The following is a 21,428-nucleotide window of genomic DNA, read 5'->3' on the forward strand; positions in this document are numbered from 1 at the left end:
AGAGAAAAGGATATTATAATTAGCAGCTTATATCTTTTTTTAATCTGGGCCCAATGGGAGTAAAATTTTCTCGAATATAAAAATCAATGGTACGCTGCCAATTATTTTCATTAGGAGCACCAACTTCTATTCTATGCCATTCTTTGCTTTTACCCAACTTAACAGTTTCCTCTATTAGCAAATTCCCAACCCCACAACTACGATATTCTGGCAACACATAAAACTCATTTATAATGCCAAATCGCCCTCCTGCATATATAGCCATAGATTGTACAACTGTTATTACGCCTATTACCTTTCCCTTATCTAACGCAATAAAAATTCTATTATCATCATTTTCTATGATCCTGCTGCACACTTCAACTGAGCATTCCAGGTTCAAGTCTACGTCCTTTTTATGCAATTCACTAAGTAGACTCTGCACTAAAATCACAATACTATAGGAATCTTTTAACTCAGCTCTTTTTATCTTATAATTCAAATTGACTATACTCATCAATATTTCCTCCTTATTGGTTATCGTTTGTACCCATTTACTATGGAATCCTTAGTCAACATTTTATAACATGCTCTGATAATACTTCAATACAAATTTCTAGAATAAATTTTAGATACTTACTCCAGAGTCCCTGCGGTTTTGGCAATTATCTTTTTTTTGGCCCGAAACTTTCTTACCTTCATCAAACTCGCACATTTATCATCGCACCATCGCTTTGTGCGACTTTTCGTTTCATCATAAAAAAACCATTTGCAATCTGGATTTTCACAAATTTTAATACGATTGTTGTCACCATATTCGATTAATTCGACAAAGGAGGCGGTTATTTCAGCTATAATCCAATTCCAATCAATCGATAACGGCTGTATTGTTATGCGGATTCCATGTTCCCCCTGTTCCACTACCCTTCTACAGGTTGATATTGCTAGATAATGATTTATCCTCTTTATAGCCTCTAACGATATTGAATTCTCTCTCGTATAATCCTCTAGAACTTTTGCCAGAAATGTGCGCAATTCTAACAAACTCTCTATTGTACCAAATGAAAGTGGTATTTCTACTTGCAACTGACGTACTTCCAGAAATTCCTTAAATAATATAGGGTCTGTCAATATCTCCTTATTAAGTTTATGAGTAAGATACCACCGCGTATTTAAAAAATCCAAACTTAATTCCCTCATCATTGTAACTCCTTATCGCATCATTGACAGTTACAAAACTAACCACTATACTTAGTATATCACCGTAACTCTCATTATTCAAATTAAACGTTACACAATGCATTTAGGAGGAATTAGTATGAAGGCACTGACAGCTACATTACTCACAAAGCTAGATCAGAATGGCTGCAAAGGAACACTCGTACCCATCCATCATCTTCATAGCCTACAGCAGGAAATGCTAGAATTATATCAATCCAGGCTTCTGAATAATGAATTGATACACAACTATTTAAATGACTTTCAATACGACTACTCTACAGTACTGCCAAATGCACAATCAATCATTATTGCAGCAGTACCACAGCCAATTACAAGACTTCGCTTTATATGGCGGGGAAAAGAACAAGACATCATTGTACCACCCACTTACATCTATACGGAAGCGGAAAAACTAGTATTACATATTGCTGAAAGTGAATTAAAAAAAAGAAACTTTTCCTTAGTCCGCGCAAAACTTCCTCTGAAACTCCTTGCAGTTAGAAGTGGACTCAGTCAATACGGCAGAAACAATATTTCCTATATTGGCGGTATGGGAAGCTTCTATCGACTGATTGCCCTAGTATCCGAGATGCCTAGCGATTCAGATTCCTGGCGAGACATACAAAGAATGCCGGCTTGTAACAATTGCTGGGCTTGTTTAAATAGTTGCCCTACAAAGTGTATTGACATAAATAGAACTATTATCCATGCTTCAAAGTGTCTTACATATATCAATGAATCTTCTGAAATATTCCCTGACTGGGTTGACTGTACCTGGCATAACTCTTTAGTAGGATGTATGCGCTGCCAGCTAGCCTGCCCTCAAAATCAAAATTACATTCTAACAGCAAATCTCAAAAATATTTTGACTGAATCTGAGATCGATCTTTTATTAAGCAAGAATGATTTTACTGGACTTCCAAAGACCACCTGGGACACGCTTGAAAAATTGAATCTAACTGAATATGAGCTCACTACTCTTCAAAGAAATCTCAAAGCATTGCTTCTACGCTAATCCACCTTTTTTTCTATGTAAGTTATACTTTCGTTACTTGAAAGGGAGAAACTTTGCAACAAAAAGTACAATAGCTTGTACAGCCAGAATCTCTGAAAATATATCAAATCCCAAGCTATAACTATTTTCTTCTATATAGCTGTTCAAAATCAGAGGCCCCCAAAACATACCGATTCCCCAGAAAAGATAGTATATTCCTGTAATGGCTCCTTTATTAGCATTAGATACCTTTTCATTTAGAAATGCCATAGAAGCTAAGTAATAGGTTCCTAACCCGAAACTTGAAAAACATAAAGCTGCAGTAAGTGCAAAATGATCAAAATATGAAGATATTGCTAATCCTCCCGCTGCTGCTAACATACCAACTACCATAAAGATTTGACGTCCCAATCTATCAGACAAACAGCCAATAACGATCTGCGCCATACTAATTGCAATATAAAATAGTGAGAAAAATATGTTAATGTATGATTGACTATAGCCTTTTACAAGAATGATGAATGCTGGAATGATTGTCATAAATATACCAAATCCCGCTCCATATAAGGCAATGCCCGAAAGCACAGCCAGAATTTGTGGATTTCTCGTTAAAGCTAAGAGACTTTTTATTGTTATCGTTTCTGTAACTACATTTTGATTTTTTATTTTATTTTTCATGCTGCAAGCAATAATAATAGCTCCTATAGCACACAAGATAGTATAAAATAAAAAGATTTGATTATCAGACCAGGCTTTGAATACTACCACTCGCAAAAATGGTCCTACAGTCATTCCTAAGTAAATTGAGGCATTATACACGCCTATTGCCTTTCCTTTATGTTCAGAATATCGAAGTGATAACAGGGCTGGAGCCAAACTTAATATTGGTGCCTCACCAATTCCTTGTAATATCCTTCCACAAAATATTAAAGTCACACTATTAGTAGAATAGAATAACAAACCAGCAATGACGCTTACTATATATCCCATCAATACAAAAACTTTGAAACCCCACCGGTCTGCAAATACTCCAATAGGAAGTTGTGATGCTACCTGAGCAAAAGCATACGTGGATGCCAGGTATCCAACTAATGAACTTGAGTTAGCTAACGATATAACCGTTTGTGGCAATAACGCAAGAACCATCCCATCTCCCAACATAAGCAAAAAGGCAGCACTACTCAATACTAATAACTGACTATGCTTAAACACTTTTATCTCCCCCCCTCAAATCTTTGCTAAAAAATAAAAAAAGCAAGGCATCAGCCTTACTTTAGTATAAGCACAATAAAAGTTGTACGTTTAACCGCATATAAGATCCTTTTTACTTATTTATGGGATTACTACGATAAACACTGGGAGTGATTCCTTCAACCTGCTTAAATATCCTTGTTAATGATGCTTGATGTTCATACCCAACTTCTTGGGCAATCTCTAAAATGGTATAATTCGTTTCTCGTAGTAACCGTTTAGCTTCTTCAATCCTCAACTTTTGAAGATATATTTGCACACTAACTCCCATCTTTTTTTGAAACCACTGACTGTAATAACCAACATGATAATGTTCTAATGAAGCTAACATCTCAAGCGAGATACCAGTATGATAATTCTCATGAAGATAACGAATTGACGGATATTTGTGATTTTGCTGTATCAACTGAAAAGAATAATAAAGTAACTGATTCATCGCAGTCGTATTTGTCTGTTTATTTTGACATTCGCTCAGCATCAAAAAACGTAATGCACGCCAGCGTTCATCAAACTCTAAATGTTTCACTTCATCGACTCCATTATGTGAAAACATTGTGTGAGGAATAAAAAACACTAAAAATTCATTTCGTTCCTTAGCATAATAACTATGTTCACATGCAGGAGGCAGCAGCAGGATGTGCTGCTGGTCAACGATAATTGATCTCTGACTCGCCTGCAAGTTTAATGTACCTTGAAGTGGCAGAATTAAATGCCCAAAAGCATGGATATGAGTATGTTTAATATCAATAAAGCATACTTTTTCTGCAAATGAAGAGTAAACTTGCCGCACTAATTCCCCCTCCAATTTAAAGCTATTTTCTCTACATACTTATAGATCATTCTTTTTGAGCTGCTATTGTAAATTTCCATTAATACGAACCACTCGCCGATACATCCGGCTATAATTTAAGTCTCATTATAATACCCTCCTGTTTTAAATATGTCGTTGATTTATAAAGCATCTTTTTCTAATCTATATTAAAGAGCAACTCCCATGTTTATAATCTTCTCCAAAATTTGAAATGTTGGTTTTCCTGCAGGTTGATATTCAACAAGAGATAAACCTAAAATATTAAATTCTCTATCCAGTACTTTTAAGAAACTAGAAAGTGTTTCAATCTTTAATCCACCTACAGCAGGAACTGGAACAAAGGGAAATACTACGGGGTCTATGACATCCAAGTCCATATGAATATAAATATTTTCCGATCCTTTTGATTTAATTGTCTCTAACACATTATTTATATTTGATTCAATATCCTCTACTGTTAATAGTTTAATATTTTTATCTTCGATATACTGTACCTCAGCATCATCAAGTTCTCTACTTCCCAATAATATAATTTGTGAAGGCAGCAGTATAGAAAATGCCTGACTTAAAAGTTTGGAGTCCCCTTCCCCAAGCAGCATTCTAAGTGGCATTCCATGAAAGGCTTTACTATAAGAGGATTCGGGAGTATTGAGATCTCCATGAGCATCAAACCATAGAATCGTAATATCCCCTTTTATTTTGCTATTCAAATAAGATACGGGAACAATGCTAATATCACAGCCACCACCAATAGTGAAAATGGTTGTGGGCTTTTCTTGCATGATCAATTTCTTACATTCCTCTAGCTGCTTCATAATTGATTTATATCCAATGATATTATTTTCGATAAGATAATCATCTTCTAGACTTACTTCAACATCAATAAACGGTTTTGCACTTAGGTATTTCTTTTTGATTTCAATTGCACCTTCATATGTTGATTTATCTTGACCCCCACCTTGCCATTGGGGAAAGAAAATATTCAAATGTTTTTTCATAATCATGCTTCCTTTCGTCATTAAATACATACTAAAGCCCGCCCCTGCCAAAAAGACTACTAGTGAAGCCAGTACCAAAAATTTAATTACACCTGCAATATAACAAAGAAGGATTGATCAAAGGTCCTTTATTGTAATGCCTCAATATCCTTTATCAGAATTTCAACATTTTTCTTCTTCGTAGCCCAGCTGGTGCAAAATCTTACAGCACTGTGTGCAGCATCGACTTTTTCCCAGAAAGAGTAAGAATACTTTTTACTCAATTCCATTAACACATTATCCGGCAAAATTGGAAACTGCTGATTTGTTGTAGAATCATATCGAAAAGAAAAACCTTTTTTAGCAAATGCCTCCCGTATCATAATCGCCATATCCACGGCGTGCTTAGAAATTTCATAGTATAAGCCATCTTCAAATAAGGTCTCAAACTGAATCCCCAATAATCTCCCTTTAGCCAGCATTCCTCCATTTTGCTTGATAAAATACCGGAAATCTTTTTTCAAAGCATCATTTATAATTACTACTGCTTCACCAAATAATGCTCCAATTTTCGTTCCCCCTATATAGAATACATCACATAACCTTGCAATATCTGCCACAGATAAATCATTGCCTTTGGAAGCCAGACCATATCCTAATCTGGCGCCATCCATAACAAGCGGCAAACCGCATTCCCGGCAAACTTTACTTAATGCTTCCAATTCGGATTTACTATAAGTGGTTCCATTCTCGGTAGGATGGGAAATGTAAACCAAACCGGGCTGTACCATATGCTCATGATTAACATCATTCCAATGAGCATCATATAATTCTTTAACCTGTTCTGCCTGAATTTTTCCATCATCACTCGGCAAAGTAAGCACTTTATGGCCAATAGCTTCAATCGCCCCAGTTTCATGTACTGAGATATGTCCAGTAATGGCAGCAACTGCGCCTTGATGCGGGCGCAAAATGGAAGCGATAATAGTAGTATTAGTCTGTGTTCCCCCAACTAAAAAGTGTACATCTGCATTCTCTGCATGACACGCTTTTCTAATATAAGCTCTGGCTTTTTCACAGTGTTCATCCATACCATAACCGGGTGTTTGTTCTTCATTGGTTTCTAATAACCGTTTCATAATTCGCTCATGAGCACCTTCTGTATAATCACTTTCAAATCGTATCATCTTATCTCTTCTCCAATCCATCTAATTTCTTTTGAATTACAACATAGAAGCATGTATTTCTGGTAATTGGAATAAAAACTTTATTTAGTAAGTATAAATGTAAGCCACTTGATTAACAATTATAATCATAAGCACAATCATGAAGGAGATCCTTATGCAAAAAATGGAGAATGCGTTAGGGAAATCATAATAATTCAGCTTATTGCAGCTTTCCCAAATAGTGTTCAAATTAAAGAATCTCGAAGCTGCTTGACATCGCTTATAGGGGGTAAACCAAACTTACGGGCGTATTCCCGGCTAAATTGAGACGGACTTTCATAGCCGACCTGAAATCCAGCTTCTGCTGCACTCAAGGATTCGGTTAGCAGCAAGCGGCGTGCCTCTTGCAATCTTATCAGTTTTTGATATTGCAAAGGACTCATGGCTGTAACTTTTTTAAACTGATTATGCAATGATGAAATGCTCATATTTACGCTTCTTGCTAGCTCTTCAATTCGCAGTGGCTTAGCAAAATCACGATTAACCATTTGAATTACTTTGGCAATGCATTGCGCGTGACTGCCAATCAAGGCAAAGGATTGAATGAGATTGCCCTGCTCATCCTGTAAAATCCGATAAAGGATTTCACGAATAATCAAAGGAGAAAGAATTGAAATATCCTGAGGTGTGTCTAAAAGGCGAACAAGCCTTATCACAGCGTCAAGTAACTCAATTTTAGTCTTATTTACCAACAGCCCTCGCCCTACATCCGTTCTACTTCTCCACATATGATCGGATTCCTTGATGATAGCAAAAATTTGCTCAGAACTAAAACTCAGTTTCACACATAAAAAAGGCGTCTGAGGAGTGGCCTGGATGATTCGTCCTGAAATAGGAAGTCGAACAGAAGCAACCAGATAGGCTGTCGGATCATATTGATAAACTTCACCTGCCAGCATCACAATTTTGGAGCCTTGTGCAATTACTACTAAAGAAGGTTCATAAATAAAATGACGTAACGTTTCAGTTACATTGGATACACGCGACAAACGCAAAGAAGCGATAGCGGTAGTATACGTCCCATCTGAATTGACAAGCCGGCCAATGCGCAAGGCCAATTCTTTTTGTCCTTCTGAAATCTTATCATCTGTTAAGTCGTTATTCATTTTCAAATTCCTTTCAGTGTGGCATTTGCTACTAAAATAATACAATCTTTTGTAGGATCAGGCAATGATAAACGATAAATGGACTACATGGTAACCCTATTCTTAATATATAATGATCTCATAGATATTGGTATGTTACATCTAAAAAACTAAGGAGGATTGTTATATGCGTCTAACGGGGAATACAGTATTAATTTCAGGTGGAGCTTCCGGAATTGGACTCGCTTTAGCCGAACGATTTTTAAGAAATGGTAACAAGGTAATCATTTGTGGCCGCAGGCCGGAAAAGCTGATGGAGGCTAAAGAGAAATTTCCCGAATTACATACTATCGTTTGCGATATATCTGCCGAAGAAGGACGGAAAGATTTATATAATCGGGTTACAAGTACATTTCCAACAATGAATGTGTTAGTCAACAATGCAGGAATCCAGCAACGGATCAATTTATTGGATGCCAGTATGGATTGGGACTACTATCGCCAAGAAATTACCGCAAACTTAGAGGCTCCCATCCATCTGTCAATGCTTTTCATCCAACACTTAACTCGTCAGCAAAAAGCGTCAATTATTAATGTTACATCCGGATTGGCCTTTACTCCTCCTGCCTGGGTTCCTATCTATGGTGCAACGAAAGCTGCCCTGCATTCTTTCACGATGAGTCTAAGATTGCAGTTATCGGATACTGATGTTGAGGTTATCGAAGTGGCCCCGCCTGCAGTTAATACCGATTTAGGCGGTGTGGGACTACATACATTTGGAGCGCCAGTTGATGATTTCGCCCAAGCTGTTTTTAAAGGTTTTGAAGCTGAAGAGAAAGAAATCGGCTTCGGATCGAGCCTAAATGTACTCCGTGCCTCAAGAGATATGTTAGATACAATCGCACAACAAAATTGGGATTCTTTCAAAAAATAACTAATCAATCAGTAGTCTGAAAATAATTGAACCTCCGTTGTCAGTTACAGAGAACCTGACAACGGAGGTTTTAACTATATGCTTCTTCTATTCTTAAATGCAAATAAAAATCCTGTACCGCTTAAATAAATCACCAGTCTTCTTGATATTTCACTCTCTTACTCCGAGGAAGGGATTTATATACTAATTCATAAGAATGATCGATTAAGCCTCTTATTTCACGTTCTGGAATACTACCATCAAGCAGTAACGTGTTCCAATGGCGCTTATTCAAATGGTATCCAGGTATGATGCTTGGATATTGTTGTCTTAATACTTCAGAATAGTAAGGATCACATTTCAACGAAAGATTATCCTGACCAGTTCTGCGTGACAATAGTGCAAATATCTTGGATGCTATCTTCATAACAATGATATCGGGACCAAAAGGGTAATCCTCAATTGATCCAGGCTTCGTTAGGCAGTATAAAAATAGATCTTTCGAATTCATAGTAAGTTTCTTTTCTTCCATGCTATACAACTCCTGTCAAAGACCAAGATCATAAATCCTGTTGGCATTGTCAAAAAACACTTTGTCATGATGCTTTGCGGGAATAATATGTTCAACAAACTCAATATAATTGGAGATGTTAGCCAAGGGCCAATCTGTTCCATACAACAGGCGCTCATAGTTATCCAGGTATTCCAGCCATACTTTTATGAAGTTAATATAGCCTTTCTTTCTTTCAAAAAAATCCGGCATACTATCAATCCGGCCTTCCAAAATTCCCGAAAGGTCGGCAGCTACATTTTCATTTTTCTCAATAACTGCAATAGCGTCTACTAACCATGGATTACCAATATGACACATAACAAACTGAACCTGGGGATAGCGCACCGCTACCTCATCCAAGGTCAAAGGATGACTGTATTTCAACAGGCCATTGCTGGAAGCTGTCAAACCAGTATGGATAGCCACTGGTTTTTTATATTGCATTGCCAGCTGGTAAAACGGGTCAACCACCGAATCGTAAACATAAAAATGATTGTAGCCCGGATATAACTTAATACCGACACAATTTTTTCTTTGCAAATGTTTCTCTACTAAGTAAGCCTGCTGCACCACCTCATCCACGTTAAAGCAGGTGCTATCCAGCCCGATGCAATAGCTAAGATAGTCAGGATACTCGTGTTCGCCCAGCTCCAGACCCCGGTTTCCCATGACCACACCATGAACGATGTTATGCGCAGCATATTGATCTTTCAGATGCGCACCAGTATTTTTATGACCCGCCAATTCTGCAATCTGGTCAAAGTAAGGCTCCCGGCAAAAATGGATGTGGGCATCAATAATCTTCATTGGGCATTAGTCCTTCCTCAAATGTTTTCTTATGCACATATTCCCAGCCTATATTATCCTGCAGTCTATCTTTTAAAGAGTAACCCATATATATTCTTATCATACCATCGTATGCTGCTAATGAGAAGTAGTATCATATAGGTTTTTTTACAGGTACATTGTTTTTTCCTGCCCTTGTCTTATCCTGCACTTATATACTGGAGGCAATATCCTAACCGATCTGCCGCCTGCACAAAGCTGCCCAGTTTTGCGATGAGCGCAAACGTTTTGAGTTGACGAAGTTCCATAAGCCACCTTCTTTAATTCAGTAATATCGAATCTTAGATTCTAAACATTCAATTTTATATTTACTTGCGTCTATGATACGATAAAACATAAGAAAATACAATTAAGGCGGTGATCTTATTGAAAACCAAAAAAATATTACTCTTACTATCCAACGGTTTTGAAGCTTATGAAGCCAGTGTTTTTACCGATGTGATGGGCTGGAATAAGCTAGAAGGAGATGGTTCTACTGAAGTAATAACCTGCGGTCTGCGAAAAGAGTTGAAATGTACCTGGAATTTTACCATAATTCCCGAGATGCAGCTTTCCGAGGTTGATGTAACGATGTTTGATTCCTTGGCTATCCCAGGTGGTTTTGAAGAGGCAGGTTTTTACGTCGATGCTTTTAGCGAGGAATTTCTTTCTGTCATCCGGAAATTTGATCAGGAGGAAAAAATCATCGCATCTGTATGCGTTGGAGCTTTGCCGTTAGGCAAAAGCGGCGTATTGAAAGGTCGCAAAGGTACAACCTATCATTTAAATAATGGCTTGCGTCAACAGCAATTAGCTGCTTTCGGAGTACAAGTAATGAATCAACCTATCGTCGTTGATAGAAATATAATAACATCATCGTGTCCATCTACTGCCTTGGGGGTAGCCTTTACTTTACTTGAAATGCTAACATCCGCAGATAACTGCCGTAGTATCAAAAATCTAATGGGCTTTTACCCACCATACAGTAATACAAATTAGCATGAGTTAAATTGCGGATAAAAATAGGCATTAGTCAATATTTTGACCAATGCCTATAATGGCTTACCAGTTTTCAGAATGGAGCATTTCCAGTCTTTTAATTTACTATCTCATTTTTCTCTCCAAATATTCAGCAGTAAATTTTACAGCTTGATTTGTTAGTCCCTCACATAAATGAGGTGGATTATCTGCCTTAAAACCTTGTGGGCGCAATTGTTGGCATGATAAGCTGCCAAATTCTCCTTCAAATTCTTGTACAAAGCAATAACATACATTAATTATTTCTTCTGCTGGTACCCCTTTCTCTTTTCCCAAAATACCAATCAACATCAAAGAGCCTTCTACCAAGCCACACTGCGCACCAAAACCACCAGCACCATGCATACCGATAGCAGAGTGAATTACTTGCCTATCTAAATCTATTTCATGTAACTCCGCCAATGTGTTTAGCATGGTTGTCGCACAATTAACATTTTCACGCCAATAATAGTCAGATACTCTTTCCTTAATGTACTCCTCTATTTTCATTCCACATCCTCCAGTAAATGAATCATTATTTAAATACAGGCTTTAAAAAACTGCGTTCATAGCTCAAAATACAGCGAGTTGTTTCTGCAAAATCAAAAGCAATCTTGCATGCATCATCAGTTTTAATGATTTCTCTATATCGCTCATATTCAGCAAGACTTGAGAAGCTAAATAAAGCATAAGCAACATTGTTTGCTCCTTCATGAGGCAAAAAGTATCCATGATGAACACCACCTAGTTTATTTACAAGTGGTATCCACATCTTTCCGTATTCTTCAAACTCTGCGACTTTATAAGGATCAATAATATATCGCAAATAACAAGTAACCATTAATTAATCCCCCTTTTAAAATTTGAGAATGCCTGGGATTCATTATAAAACAGTATCAATAACAAAAGTTGTTGATGTTTCTATTATCCCATCAAAATTCCAAACACGATCTAGTATCTTTGTCGCATCTTCCGGTGATGAAATTCTCGTTTTTATTAGCACACACCATTCTCCTGCCAAACGGTGACACTCCTCTATGACTACTCCGTCCATGTCCATGCCAGCTATTTCATCCGCAATTTTGGCAAAATAGCTTCCGTTTATTTTTAGAAATAGTAAGCATCGAATACATGGTGTAACTTTTCGCCAATCAATTAATGCCTTATACCCAGTTATTATCCCCTCTTGTTCTAACTTTTCAACTCGTTTATGTATAGCTGGTCTAGACAAGTGTAATCTTTTAGCAATTTCTTCGTGACTTACTCTACCATTTTGTTCTAGCATTTTAATAATCTCGTTATCAATTTGATCCATAAGTATCCTCCTCGTATAATTGTATCATATTTCATCCCATTACAAACTATAAGTAATTATATGTAGTAAATATTCTACTAATAGTAATCAAATCCTTTAATACTCTATTTTCATTCCATTAAAAGTGGTAAAATCGTAATGAAATAATTAATCTTCATTACGATTCGTAAAAAACATTCAAGAATTATTACGCTTCTTAAACCAAAATCCAGGATTTCGCAAAAATGCTTGAAATCCTGGATTTTTTAGTAATTTTATACTCATACATGCGAATTGAGTTTTAATGACAACCTGCCTTTGACTGGTATCATCTAACATATTTAAGCCCATTACTTTAATTAATGCAGTTTAGTTTTATCGTTCAACCGTTAGAATTTTTACCCCCAAGAGCAAATAAATTCCCCCGCATACTTTGTTCATCATATGGGTCGCTCGACTTCTTTGCCGAAGGAAATTTGTCATACCAGATGAGAAAAAAACGAGTAGTAGGCACCAAAGAGTACCGGTTGTTACAAAAGTAACGCCAAGAAGTATAAAAGGTAAAATACCATAGCTATTCTCTAAGACAATAAACTGGGGAAGAAAAGACAGAAAAAACAGGGCAACCTTGGGATTAAGTACACTGGTTAAAAGCCCCTGTAAATATAAATCTTGATTCGACATGGCTTCTCCATTAGATGAAACGAGTGTACTATCTTTAGCAAGCAAAGTAGTAATACCTAAATAAGCAAGATAACAAGCACCGGCTATCTTGATAATGGTAAATATAAAATAAGATTGAGCTAAGATGACAGATAATCCCAATGCTGCAAGCAGGGTATGAACTAAACCTCCTGTACTAATACCTAATGCAGAATAAATACCCGCCCTATGACCTTGTGAAATGCTGCGACTCAAAACGTATATGGTGTCAGGACCAGGAGTCAAATTCAATATAATACCCGCAAGTAAGAACATCTCATAGTGAACAATTCCAAACATGATTATTCCTCCTTTATCACTTCTTTATTCGTTAGGACATTCGAATTATTACACTAACAGTATGCTTTCATAGATTCTCAAAACCAAACTGCTAATGGTAATAGTTAAACATCTAAATATAGAACTCCTGCCAAAGCAGCACAGATACCAACGACTGTACACAATTAGACGATTATTAGTATTTCGGATCATGGCACCACTGTTATTGAAAAACCTTACAGCACTAAAATTCAGCTAATCAATTTTCAACCGCATACCTTACCACTTCTTTAGCCAAAAGCAAGGTGGGATCAATAGGATTATAATCACCTTCCAGATGTTTAAATAGAAGGGGTATCTCTGTACAGCCCGCAATAAATGATCGTACCCCCATGTTGCAATACCTAGAAATCATATTGCTCATTTTGCCGAGTAATTGATTCTTTTCGATATACCCTGCCTTTACTTGCTCAATGGCGAGGGAAATCAACTTTTGCTCGTCAGTACTAGGAGTAAGGATTTTCAAACCTTTAACCGAAAATCCTTTTTGGTAAATTTCAGTTTTAACCGTAGCATCTGAAGCAAATAACATAATTTTCTCAGTCTTTTTACACCAATTTTTATGTTATCTTCACTGCAGCTAAAGCTATGCATAGAATTTTGGGCTTCTTTATATAAACTCACAAATCTCTCGGCATAATTGATCATCATGATACCAGCATCGTTAAGGTCAATCTCTTTCCCGTTCTCTTGAATAACTGCACATGGAAAGCATCTTCCAAACTGCAAATCTGCGCTGTTATAGCAGGCTGCGAAAAACTAAGCTGTTCCGCCGCCTTTGTAATATTTAAAAGTTTAGCCACTAGAAGAAATGTTTTGAATAGCTTAATTTCCAGACGTACCACCTCACCTTCGTTAATAAAATCAGCCAACCTGGATTTTGATAATTCTGTCGTCTTTTAATTTTTTTGATCATCTTGTATGGACATTGCAGCCAGATCTTTTCTGGTTATAACATCCAGGGAAATTAGGACAGATTATTGGAATAATATTATCAAACAATCCTGGCGGGGTGATATATTTGTTGCTAGATCAATTTCTTAGTCATCAAAAGTTCCCAAGAATCCTAATCCTTCGTTTAAGTTCTATTGGTGATGTCCTGCAGGCTTCCCCCGTCGCTCGTGAACTCCGAAAGGCTTTCCCTTCTGCATATATATCTTGGCTGATAGAGTCGAAATCACAAGAAGTCATTCAAGATAATAGTAATCTTGACAGCGTTTTTGTGTGGCCCCGCAAGGAGTGGAACGCCGAGGCTAAAAAAACAGGTGACTATCATGCTTTAGTCAGAAAAAATCTGGCCTTCGTTAAGCAAATACGAAAGGAGAAGTTTCAGATCAGTATTGATCTGCACGGAATGTTTAGAAGTGGGTTACTAGGTTATCTCAGCGGTGCTAAATACCGACTATGTTTACCCAACTCTCGGGAGTATGCCGAACACTTTGCTAATGTTAAAGTAAAGACTGGAAATTTTCCTACCGTGTTCTCACGGTATTTGAGTGTTCTAAAAGAATTCGGCATTCATAGAACTGAGCCCGAAATGGAGATGCAGATTTCATTATGCGACGAACGATTTGCTATGGAATTTATGGCGAATTACGGCCTTAAGAAGAAAGGTTTCTTTATACTTAATCCTGCGACAAGTCAGCCAAATAAATGCTGGTCTACAGATAAATTCGCAAAGTTAGGAGATATGCTGGTGGACACATACCAGTTGCCAATACTACTCCTTGGTGCTAAAAGCGATCGCCCTCTTACTAAAAAGATAGTAGATGGAATGAGACACAAACCCATCGATGCTACCGGGTTAGTTAATCTAAAGCAGCTGGGAGCCATAACAAAGCAAGCACGTACATTTATCTCCGGTGATACAGGCCCACTCTATATCGCTCAAGCGGTGGGAACACCTACTGTTGCTATATTTGGGCCAACTAATGCCAACTATTATAGCTTAGAAAAGAAAAATCATATTTTCATTCAGGGAAGGGATGCATGCACGAATAATGTAACTATTATTGAACTTTATCGTGCCGTAAGACAGTTAATGCCTTAAAAGTATTTTACTAACTCACTTTCGCTGAGAAAAAAGAGATGACATTTCATCGATAGTTAAGGACCTGTTTGACAAAACCCTGCCGAAAATGTTGAACGCCGAGACTAAGCTACTTTACAGGAGTTTGTCATATATTATATTCCTTTAAATATTCTCGCTATTACGCTAGCGGTGTGACTAATATCGTCTTTCTCTATGCCGTGATGGGTAACAAAACGTATGCTGTACTCTCCAAATACAGCAACCTTAATTCCCTGCTCTCCTAATGATGCTGCCGCCTGCTTGGCCGTAATACCGAATGGAGAAACATCTCCGATAACAATATTGTTTGAACTGTTTTTATATCGATATCCATTCCAATGATACGTCATCACCAACTTCGGCTTGGTACATGGCTTGCCGCATTTCCGAAGTAGGCTTGGTTACTGTATCACTACGTAAATCAACAATTTTCAAAGCAATTCCCCCAATTAAATCTTGTATATACTATCTTCATTCTCGTTCTTCTTTGAAATTCTTTAGTTCTTTCCAATCCTGTTCAATATTTTCACGCATTTTCTTTAATAATCGAAAAACAGCTTCTCTTTCTTCTAAATTAAATCCATGAAAGCAGCTTTCAATATTCTGATTTTCTTCTTGAATAATATAGGAGTAAGCCTCCTTAGCTTTTGCTGACGGAAAAAGGTGCCACATCCGTTTATCATCATTACCACGTTCTCTTTGCACATAGTTCTCATCCATCAGCTTTTGAACCGCCTTGGTTGTTGTTGCTTTGTCCACTTTCAATATATTAGAAAGTTCAACCAGATTAACACCAGGGCACTCGCAAATACGAGTCAGGAAAATAAATTGCCCTCTTTGTAATTTTATTTCTCGGAATTTTATATCACTAATGGACTGAATGCAGCGTGCGAGCATCCCAACTTCCCGTAAGACCTCATTGTTCAATATGTTAATCAGTCATTCCCCCTTTAGGAAATTAAATTTCAATAGCTATAACATATATTTTTTTAGTTGAAATGTCAACTTCTATGCAGCTTATGGAGTCTTTCTTCCGGCAAAATAAAAATAGCCTAAACCCTAATAATAAAGGATTCAAGCTATTAACATCATGGGATCAAACCGATATTAAGACATTGAAGTTACAATACGGGTAAGATCATCTCCAGAAATAGCTTCCTTCTCTTTTAAAAACTGTGCAACTTCATGTAAAACCGCAATGTGTTCGGTTAGAATCTGCTTAGCTGTATTTTGTGCTTCATCCAGCAACCGATGAATTTCTTGATCGATATGTAAAATGGTGGCAGGGCTTAAGTCCTCTCGTCCTGAAACACCACTTCTTAAGTAGGTTCCTGTAGTATTCGCATAACGAACCGGTCCTAGCTTTAGGGACATCCCGAACTCAGTAATCATACGCCGTGCCATTTCTGTCGCACGTTCAAGGTCGTTGGAAGCACCAGTAGAGGCTTCCTGAAAAACAATGAGTTCTGCCGCCCTTCCGCCAAGCATTACGGCGATACGTGCCTTAAGTTCATTCTCTCCGATAAGATAGCGATCTTCTTCCGGCATCTGCATGGTATAGCCCAGCGCACCTTTTGCAGTTGGGATAATGCTGATTTTGTGAACTGGGTCGGTTCCAGGAAGATAATAAGCAGTAAGTGCGTGGCCGACCTCATGATAAGAAACTTTAGACCGAATCGCATCAGAAAGGGGCGTTTTTCGCTGCAGCCCGGCTACAACCCGCTCGATAGCTAAATCAAAATCAGCCATAGAAATTGTCTTAGCCCCTTGCCGGATGGCTAGTAAGGCAGCTTCATTGGCAAGATTGGCTAATTCCGCTCCTGAAAAACCGGCTGTTATCTTAGCGAGACGTTCGAGATTTACATCATCGCCAAGGGGCATGCTGCGAGTATGAATGGTTAGAATTTCAAGACGACCTGGCTCAGTAGGTAAATTTACTTGAATCTGTCGGTCAAAACGGCCTGGTCGTATCAATGCAGCATCCAGGATTTCCGGCCGATTGGTGGCTGCCATGATGACCACACCAGAATTAGCCGCAAATCCGTCCATTTCCGCCAACAACTGATTCAGAGTATTTTCCTGTTCGCTGTTTCCGCCTATCCCTGCTACACTCGTCCGTGCTTGTCCAATGGCATCAATTTCGTCAATAAAGATAATACAGGGAGCCTTCTTTTGTGCCTGTTCGAAAAGATCTCGTACCCTTGCAGCTCCTACCCCGACAAACATTTCAACAAAACTTGAACCGGTAAGAAAGAAAAATGGAACTTCCGCCTCTCCCGCTGTCGCCTTAGCAAGAAGCGTTTTTCCTGTTCCAGGTGAACCAGCAAGAAGCACCCCTTTGGGCAGCTTCGCTCCCATTTTGCTAAACTTCTCTGGATTTTTCAGATATTCAATGATTTCCCGCAATTCAACTTCTGCTTCGCCGACCCCGCCGACATCACTGAATTTAATACCAATCATTTCTCCGCTAATCTCATGCGCTTTACTTTTTCCGAGAGACATGGCGTTAGGCCCCCCGCCTCCCATCCGCTTAAAAATGAAGTACCAGATTAAGAATAAAGGTAGTAGGGGCAGAATAAAACCAAATAGGGTTGAAAGCAAACCTTTCGTTGGAGCTTGAGCCGAAAAAGCTACTCCCGAGGCAATCAGGCGATCCACCAAGTCTGGATCAGTGACTGCCACAACATTAGCGGAAGTTTCTTTTTGATTTTCCGTGGCTTTCAACGTAAAAACAATACGGTCGCCACTCAAAATAACCTCATTAATCTTGTTCTCCTTTAAATCCTGGAGGAAAACATTGTAGCTGACCTCTGTTTCGCGGATAATGAATGGTTTATAAACAAGATCGTTAAAGAGCCAAGTTGCCAGCATGGCGATAATAAGATACCCTGCGGAAAAACTTCGTTGTTTGTTATCCATATGATCCTCCTTTTGGACTTTTCTTATTATCATGTACATGATCGGGGGAAATTATGATTTATTGGGCAAGACTAAAAACCCGCAAAATTCGCGGGTTTAATCAGATTCAACTTGTAATTGTATGAGTCACTGCCAGCCCAGACTATCTATTGGCACAGATATTAGCATGATTGGTTTGTTAAAATAAGTGGTCCATTACTCGTAATAGCAATCGTATGTTCATATTGAGCGGAAAGCTTACCATCAACCGTTCTGGCAGTCCACTCATTCTCATCAATTTTACATTGCCACACACCAGCATTGACCATTGGCTCTATTGTTATCACCATACCTTCTTCTAATCGAATACCTTTACCAGCTTTACCGTAATGAGGGATAGAAGGCTCTTCATGCATATGCGGTCCGACACCATGCCCTGTAAAATCTCTCACAACAGAGAATCCTTCCTTTTCAACAAAGGTTTGAATTGCGTATCCAATATCTCCCACCCGGTTACCAATCTGTACTTGTTCAATACCTTTGTATAAAGACTCTTTAGTGACTGTAAGCAGATGCAGTGCTTTATCTGAGATCGTACCAACTGCATAGCTCCAAGCGGAATCAGCAAGCGCACCATTATAATTAACCACCATATCAATTGTTATAATATCGCCATTTCTAAGTGGTTTCTTATTCGGAAACCCATGGCAAATCTCATCATTAACAGAAGCACAAATCGCATAGGGATATCCCCGATATCCTCTTTGCTCAGGTGTAGCTCTCCATGTGGCTAAATAATCTTCAACGAAGGTATTGATTTCTAAGGTACGAATACCAGGCCTAATAATTTTCTGAATTTCTTTATGACAAGAAGCCAAAATTTCACCTGCTTCCTGCATCATTTTAATTTCTCGTTCACTTTTTAGCACAATCATGCGTAAACCCCCAGTTCTTTACTGCGATTAAAAACCTTATTATGCCTTTCTTCAACCACAAAAATACAAATTCCTGCAAAATTCCACGTAAGTATCCATAATACGATAGATTGTCAACCTATCGTATTATGGATACTTTGCTGGAGTGGCGTAAAGGGAATGGCAAAGCTTTGGCGTAACTATATAGTAGTTAAGCCAAGTCTATTTTTGAGTATTCTATAATACGTTATGCTAAATAGAGAAAGGATGATACCTGATGTCCAGTAACCTAAGTTGGAAAACTGCCTTTCTAGTGGCATCCATGCGATTGATTGAACAGTACCAGCCAAAAGAGACGCAACTGTTTTATGATCCAGTTATTAAACACTTTTTTAGTAAAATCATTCTTTTCCAGATGAAATTCAAATTCATCAGGGATATGGAAATTCTATTTTCTGAACTCATGACAAAAGGTGCTTTTGGCGCATTAATCTGTAGAACTAAATATATTGATGATTTACTTAAAACGGCAATGGCAAATGGCATTGACCAGATCGTTATATTGGGAGCCGGCTTAGACACACGGCCATATCGAATCCCAGGCATCGACAAGCTGAAGGTAATTGAAGTTGATTTACCGATTATGCAAGATATAAAGAAGGAGAAGATACAAAAATTTCTTAGTGCAATGCCTCCCCATGTCACCTTTACCCCCATTGATTTTAATCACCAAACTCTTGATGAAGTATTGAATATTCAGCAACTAGATTTCTCAAAACCAATCTTCTTTATCTGGGAAGGGGTTACTCCCTATATTTCTGAAGAAGGTGTAGTAAGTACACTCGAATTTATTTCAAAAGCCTCCTCAGGAAGCATAGTAGTCTTTTCATACATTTTGAAGAGTATCATCAATCAGACCTCCGATATACCCGGAGCAGATAACGTGTTAAACTATTTCGAGTCAAAATCTCACCCTTGGATTTTTGGACTTGATCCATTAGGTTTAACTGATTTTCTAACGCCATTTCATCTTACCCTAGTCGAGGATATTGGAGCTTCCTATTATCAAGAAAACTATTTAAAGCCTCTAAATAGGAATTTGGCTGTATCAAAAATCGAGCGGATCGCCTATGCAAAAATCATGTAATCATAGTAATAAAAAATTCTTGTACATGGGGGAATTCATTTGAAATTTGAATATCTATCTGAAAATCAGGAATATATCCCATTAGTAGCCACTTGGTTGTATAAAGAAGGGATTTATAATCATACAATCACCTTCTCAGCATGATTATTACCGCAATTATATCTTCATATGCGTAAAATAACAACTATACCGTCAGAAATCACTTATATCTTCATTTTAAAATGCTTTCCCTGTGGTTCACAATATCCGCCTTAAGAACATTGAGCGTCTTTTTGTCATTTGCGAACAGAGTGAAGCAATCTCTGAACAAGTTGGGGATTGCTTCGCCATGCTCGCAATGACAGGCTAATGGTACAAAAAAATGAACCGCTGTCACATTGGCAGAGGTTCATTCAATTCCATTCGTTATATTTTACTATAATTTCTCCATAGCTGTTCCAATCTTCATACCATCGAAAAAGCCTTTGTTATAGTGCATATAGGTAGCTGTCACGACCAGTTGAGTAACGGCTTGACTTACTTTTTCCGGCTGCCCCTCTAGTAGTTGATCGACTTGGTTCATGATTGTTGTATATTCACTAGAGAAGTTACCAAATTGCAACTTTCCTTCTAATTTTTCTTGGCGCATAAGAACAAATTCCTGCCAATCGTGCAGTACATCGCCTTTATCCAGCCATTGCCCAGTGACTATACTTCTAAGGGGTATGTTCATCTCCACGATCCCTTGTTGATTGTGGGGCTGAATGCTCTCTGTTTTCGCTGTCAAATCTCTTTGATGCCGCCGGCTGTTCCTGTTTCTTTTACTTCTTCTTATTGATACCAATGTATATCCCCCCATATTCATACTGTATGAGGCTTCTTCTTACTAAGATACCAGAAGAAGCCAGCACACAGCTAGTGTAATGGGAGAAATTAAAAAGCCCATGCGAGGTTTTTCAAACCTACACATGCGCTTTGCTTCATCTTGATTGCATGCAGACGCTCAGCCTCTGCCAGAACTACAACCCTACTATCCCGAACATACCATCCCTTGTTATCAGGGAAAGATCACGGTATAATAAATTGTCGTCGTAGACAGGTAACTGTTACGTGTAGGTGCTTAGGCCACCTGCTCGTGCCTGAGAGTGTTCCTGCACTCTTGGGACACGGCGACTTTTTAATTTCCACCTATTACTAATTATAGTACTTTTCCTTTGGATTGCAAGCTAAAA

General features: G+C 38.1%; 27 protein-coding genes. 5 read left to right on the top strand and 22 right to left on the bottom strand.

The window, feature by feature from the left end; genetic code table 11:
* Positions 1 to 19: 19 nt before the first annotated feature.
* Entirely contained in the window at positions 20 to 496 is a 477-nt protein-coding gene (locus FR7_RS15725; RefSeq protein ID WP_007933181.1) for a GNAT family N-acetyltransferase, read from the bottom strand.
* Between the two features lie 119 nt (positions 497 to 615).
* Entirely contained in the window at positions 616 to 1,179 is a 564-nt protein-coding gene (locus tag FR7_RS15730) for a CGNR zinc finger domain-containing protein (RefSeq protein ID WP_017531599.1), read from the bottom strand.
* A 118-nt stretch (positions 1,180 to 1,297) separates the two neighbouring features.
* On the opposite strand from FR7_RS15730, the gene FR7_RS15735 reads away from it, so the two are divergent.
* Entirely contained in the window at positions 1,298 to 2,215 is a 918-nt protein-coding gene (locus FR7_RS15735) for a 4Fe-4S double cluster binding domain-containing protein (RefSeq protein WP_007933183.1), read from the top strand.
* A 33-nt stretch (positions 2,216 to 2,248) separates the two neighbouring features.
* Here FR7_RS15735 and FR7_RS15740 read toward each other — a convergent pair whose 3' ends face one another.
* From FR7_RS15740 to FR7_RS15760, 5 genes are all read right to left on the bottom strand, one after another.
* Positions 2,249 to 3,406: an MFS transporter gene (locus tag FR7_RS15740; RefSeq protein ID WP_007933184.1), complete on the bottom strand. Its 1,158-nt coding sequence runs from the start codon at positions 3,404 to 3,406 to the stop codon at positions 2,249 to 2,251.
* A gap of 112 nt (positions 3,407 to 3,518) precedes the next feature.
* Positions 3,519 to 4,235, bottom strand: a complete 717-nt coding sequence (locus tag FR7_RS15745; protein ID WP_007933185.1) for a helix-turn-helix transcriptional regulator — start codon at positions 4,233 to 4,235, stop codon at positions 3,519 to 3,521.
* Between the two features lie 188 nt (positions 4,236 to 4,423).
* Positions 4,424 to 5,254, bottom strand: coding sequence for an arginase family protein (locus FR7_RS15750; RefSeq protein WP_237714833.1), 831 nt, complete (start codon positions 5,252 to 5,254; stop codon positions 4,424 to 4,426).
* A 128-nt stretch (positions 5,255 to 5,382) separates the two neighbouring features.
* The gene (locus tag FR7_RS15755; protein ID WP_007933187.1) at positions 5,383 to 6,420 is read right to left on the bottom strand and encodes a threonine aldolase family protein; all 1,038 of its coding nucleotides are present in this window, start codon (positions 6,418 to 6,420) and stop codon (positions 5,383 to 5,385) included.
* 224 nt (positions 6,421 to 6,644) lie between these two features.
* Positions 6,645 to 7,565 (bottom strand): AraC family transcriptional regulator, encoded by a 921-nt coding sequence (locus FR7_RS15760; protein ID WP_007933189.1) that lies wholly within the window; start codon positions 7,563 to 7,565, stop codon positions 6,645 to 6,647.
* 166 nt (positions 7,566 to 7,731) lie between these two features.
* On the opposite strand from FR7_RS15760, the gene FR7_RS15765 reads away from it, so the two are divergent.
* Positions 7,732 to 8,478, top strand: a complete 747-nt coding sequence (locus tag FR7_RS15765) for an SDR family oxidoreductase (protein ID WP_007933191.1) — start codon at positions 7,732 to 7,734, stop codon at positions 8,476 to 8,478.
* Positions 8,479 to 8,608: 130 nt separating this feature from the next.
* Here the strand turns inward: FR7_RS15765 and FR7_RS15770 are convergent, their stop codons facing one another.
* From FR7_RS15770 to FR7_RS23310, 3 genes are all read right to left on the bottom strand, one after another.
* Complete coding sequence (locus FR7_RS15770) at positions 8,609 to 8,989, bottom strand: MmcQ/YjbR family DNA-binding protein (protein WP_007933193.1); 381 nt, start codon at positions 8,987 to 8,989, stop codon at positions 8,609 to 8,611.
* Between the two features lie 15 nt (positions 8,990 to 9,004).
* On the bottom strand, positions 9,005 to 9,817 hold the full coding sequence (locus tag FR7_RS15775) for an amidohydrolase family protein (protein WP_007933195.1): 813 nt from the start codon (positions 9,815 to 9,817) through the stop codon (positions 9,005 to 9,007).
* Between the two features lie 179 nt (positions 9,818 to 9,996).
* Positions 9,997 to 10,104 carry a LysR family transcriptional regulator gene (locus tag FR7_RS23310; RefSeq protein ID WP_007933197.1) on the bottom strand — a complete coding sequence of 36 codons (108 nt, stop codon included), beginning with the start codon at positions 10,102 to 10,104 and terminating at the stop codon, positions 9,997 to 9,999.
* Positions 10,105 to 10,213: 109 nt separating this feature from the next.
* Between FR7_RS23310 and FR7_RS15780 the strand changes: the two genes are divergently transcribed.
* Positions 10,214 to 10,834: a DJ-1/PfpI family protein gene (locus FR7_RS15780; RefSeq protein WP_237714834.1), complete on the top strand. Its 621-nt coding sequence runs from the start codon at positions 10,214 to 10,216 to the stop codon at positions 10,832 to 10,834.
* Between the two features lie 105 nt (positions 10,835 to 10,939).
* On the opposite strand, the gene FR7_RS15785 is transcribed toward FR7_RS15780, so the two are convergent.
* The 6 genes from FR7_RS15785 to FR7_RS15810 form a co-directional block, all read right to left on the bottom strand.
* The gene (locus tag FR7_RS15785; RefSeq protein ID WP_007933200.1) at positions 10,940 to 11,362 is read right to left on the bottom strand and encodes a C-GCAxxG-C-C family protein; all 423 of its coding nucleotides are present in this window, start codon (positions 11,360 to 11,362) and stop codon (positions 10,940 to 10,942) included.
* Between the two features lie 25 nt (positions 11,363 to 11,387).
* Positions 11,388 to 11,693 carry an NIPSNAP family protein gene (locus tag FR7_RS15790; protein ID WP_007933201.1) on the bottom strand — a complete coding sequence of 102 codons (306 nt, stop codon included), beginning with the start codon at positions 11,691 to 11,693 and terminating at the stop codon, positions 11,388 to 11,390.
* Positions 11,694 to 11,735: 42 nt separating this feature from the next.
* On the bottom strand, positions 11,736 to 12,167 hold the full coding sequence (locus FR7_RS15795; protein ID WP_007933202.1) for an Lrp/AsnC family transcriptional regulator: 432 nt from the start codon (positions 12,165 to 12,167) through the stop codon (positions 11,736 to 11,738).
* Between the two features lie 354 nt (positions 12,168 to 12,521).
* Positions 12,522 to 13,148, bottom strand: a complete 627-nt coding sequence (locus FR7_RS15800; protein WP_007933203.1) for a LysE family translocator — start codon at positions 13,146 to 13,148, stop codon at positions 12,522 to 12,524.
* 238 nt (positions 13,149 to 13,386) lie between these two features.
* Positions 13,387 to 13,719 (bottom strand): aspartate/glutamate racemase family protein, encoded by a 333-nt coding sequence (locus tag FR7_RS15805; RefSeq protein ID WP_007933204.1) that lies wholly within the window; start codon positions 13,717 to 13,719, stop codon positions 13,387 to 13,389.
* 115 nt (positions 13,720 to 13,834) lie between these two features.
* Complete coding sequence (locus tag FR7_RS15810) at positions 13,835 to 14,059, bottom strand: helix-turn-helix domain-containing protein (RefSeq protein WP_081490012.1); 225 nt, start codon at positions 14,057 to 14,059, stop codon at positions 13,835 to 13,837.
* A gap of 152 nt (positions 14,060 to 14,211) precedes the next feature.
* On the opposite strand from FR7_RS15810, the gene FR7_RS15815 reads away from it, so the two are divergent.
* Positions 14,212 to 15,237, top strand: coding sequence for a glycosyltransferase family 9 protein (locus FR7_RS15815; protein WP_017531593.1), 1,026 nt, complete (start codon positions 14,212 to 14,214; stop codon positions 15,235 to 15,237).
* A 134-nt stretch (positions 15,238 to 15,371) separates the two neighbouring features.
* Here the strand turns inward: FR7_RS15815 and FR7_RS23525 are convergent, their stop codons facing one another.
* From FR7_RS23525 to map, 5 genes are all read right to left on the bottom strand, one after another.
* Positions 15,372 to 15,608, bottom strand: coding sequence for a hypothetical protein (locus FR7_RS23525; RefSeq protein WP_139181563.1), 237 nt, complete (start codon positions 15,606 to 15,608; stop codon positions 15,372 to 15,374).
* Positions 15,577 to 15,693: a beta-eliminating lyase-related protein gene (locus FR7_RS24635; RefSeq protein ID WP_017531592.1), complete on the bottom strand. Its 117-nt coding sequence runs from the start codon at positions 15,691 to 15,693 to the stop codon at positions 15,577 to 15,579. Before FR7_RS24635 ends, FR7_RS23525 begins: the two co-directional genes overlap by 32 nt.
* A gap of 36 nt (positions 15,694 to 15,729) precedes the next feature.
* A complete protein-coding gene (locus FR7_RS15820) occupies positions 15,730 to 16,185 on the bottom strand; it encodes a MarR family winged helix-turn-helix transcriptional regulator (protein WP_017531591.1) in 456 nt (151 codons plus the stop codon).
* Positions 16,186 to 16,365: 180 nt separating this feature from the next.
* Positions 16,366 to 18,177 (bottom strand): ATP-dependent zinc metalloprotease FtsH, encoded by a 1,812-nt coding sequence (ftsH, locus tag FR7_RS15825; RefSeq protein WP_007933207.1) that lies wholly within the window; start codon positions 18,175 to 18,177, stop codon positions 16,366 to 16,368.
* A gap of 161 nt (positions 18,178 to 18,338) precedes the next feature.
* Positions 18,339 to 19,091 carry a type I methionyl aminopeptidase gene (gene map / locus FR7_RS15830; RefSeq protein WP_007933208.1) on the bottom strand — a complete coding sequence of 251 codons (753 nt, stop codon included), beginning with the start codon at positions 19,089 to 19,091 and terminating at the stop codon, positions 18,339 to 18,341.
* Positions 19,092 to 19,347: 256 nt separating this feature from the next.
* Here map and FR7_RS15835 point away from each other — a divergent pair, with 256 nt between their 5' ends.
* On the top strand, positions 19,348 to 20,217 hold the full coding sequence (locus tag FR7_RS15835) for a class I SAM-dependent methyltransferase (protein ID WP_007933214.1): 870 nt from the start codon (positions 19,348 to 19,350) through the stop codon (positions 20,215 to 20,217).
* A gap of 415 nt (positions 20,218 to 20,632) precedes the next feature.
* Here the strand turns inward: FR7_RS15835 and FR7_RS15840 are convergent, their stop codons facing one another.
* Positions 20,633 to 20,983, bottom strand: a complete 351-nt coding sequence (locus tag FR7_RS15840) for a hypothetical protein (protein ID WP_007933215.1) — start codon at positions 20,981 to 20,983, stop codon at positions 20,633 to 20,635.
* Positions 20,984 to 21,428: the final 445 nt, after the last annotated feature.

The organism is Pelosinus fermentans DSM 17108, from assembly GCF_000271485.2.
GTDB lineage: Bacteria > Bacillota > Negativicutes > DSM-13327 > DSM-13327 > Pelosinus > Pelosinus fermentans.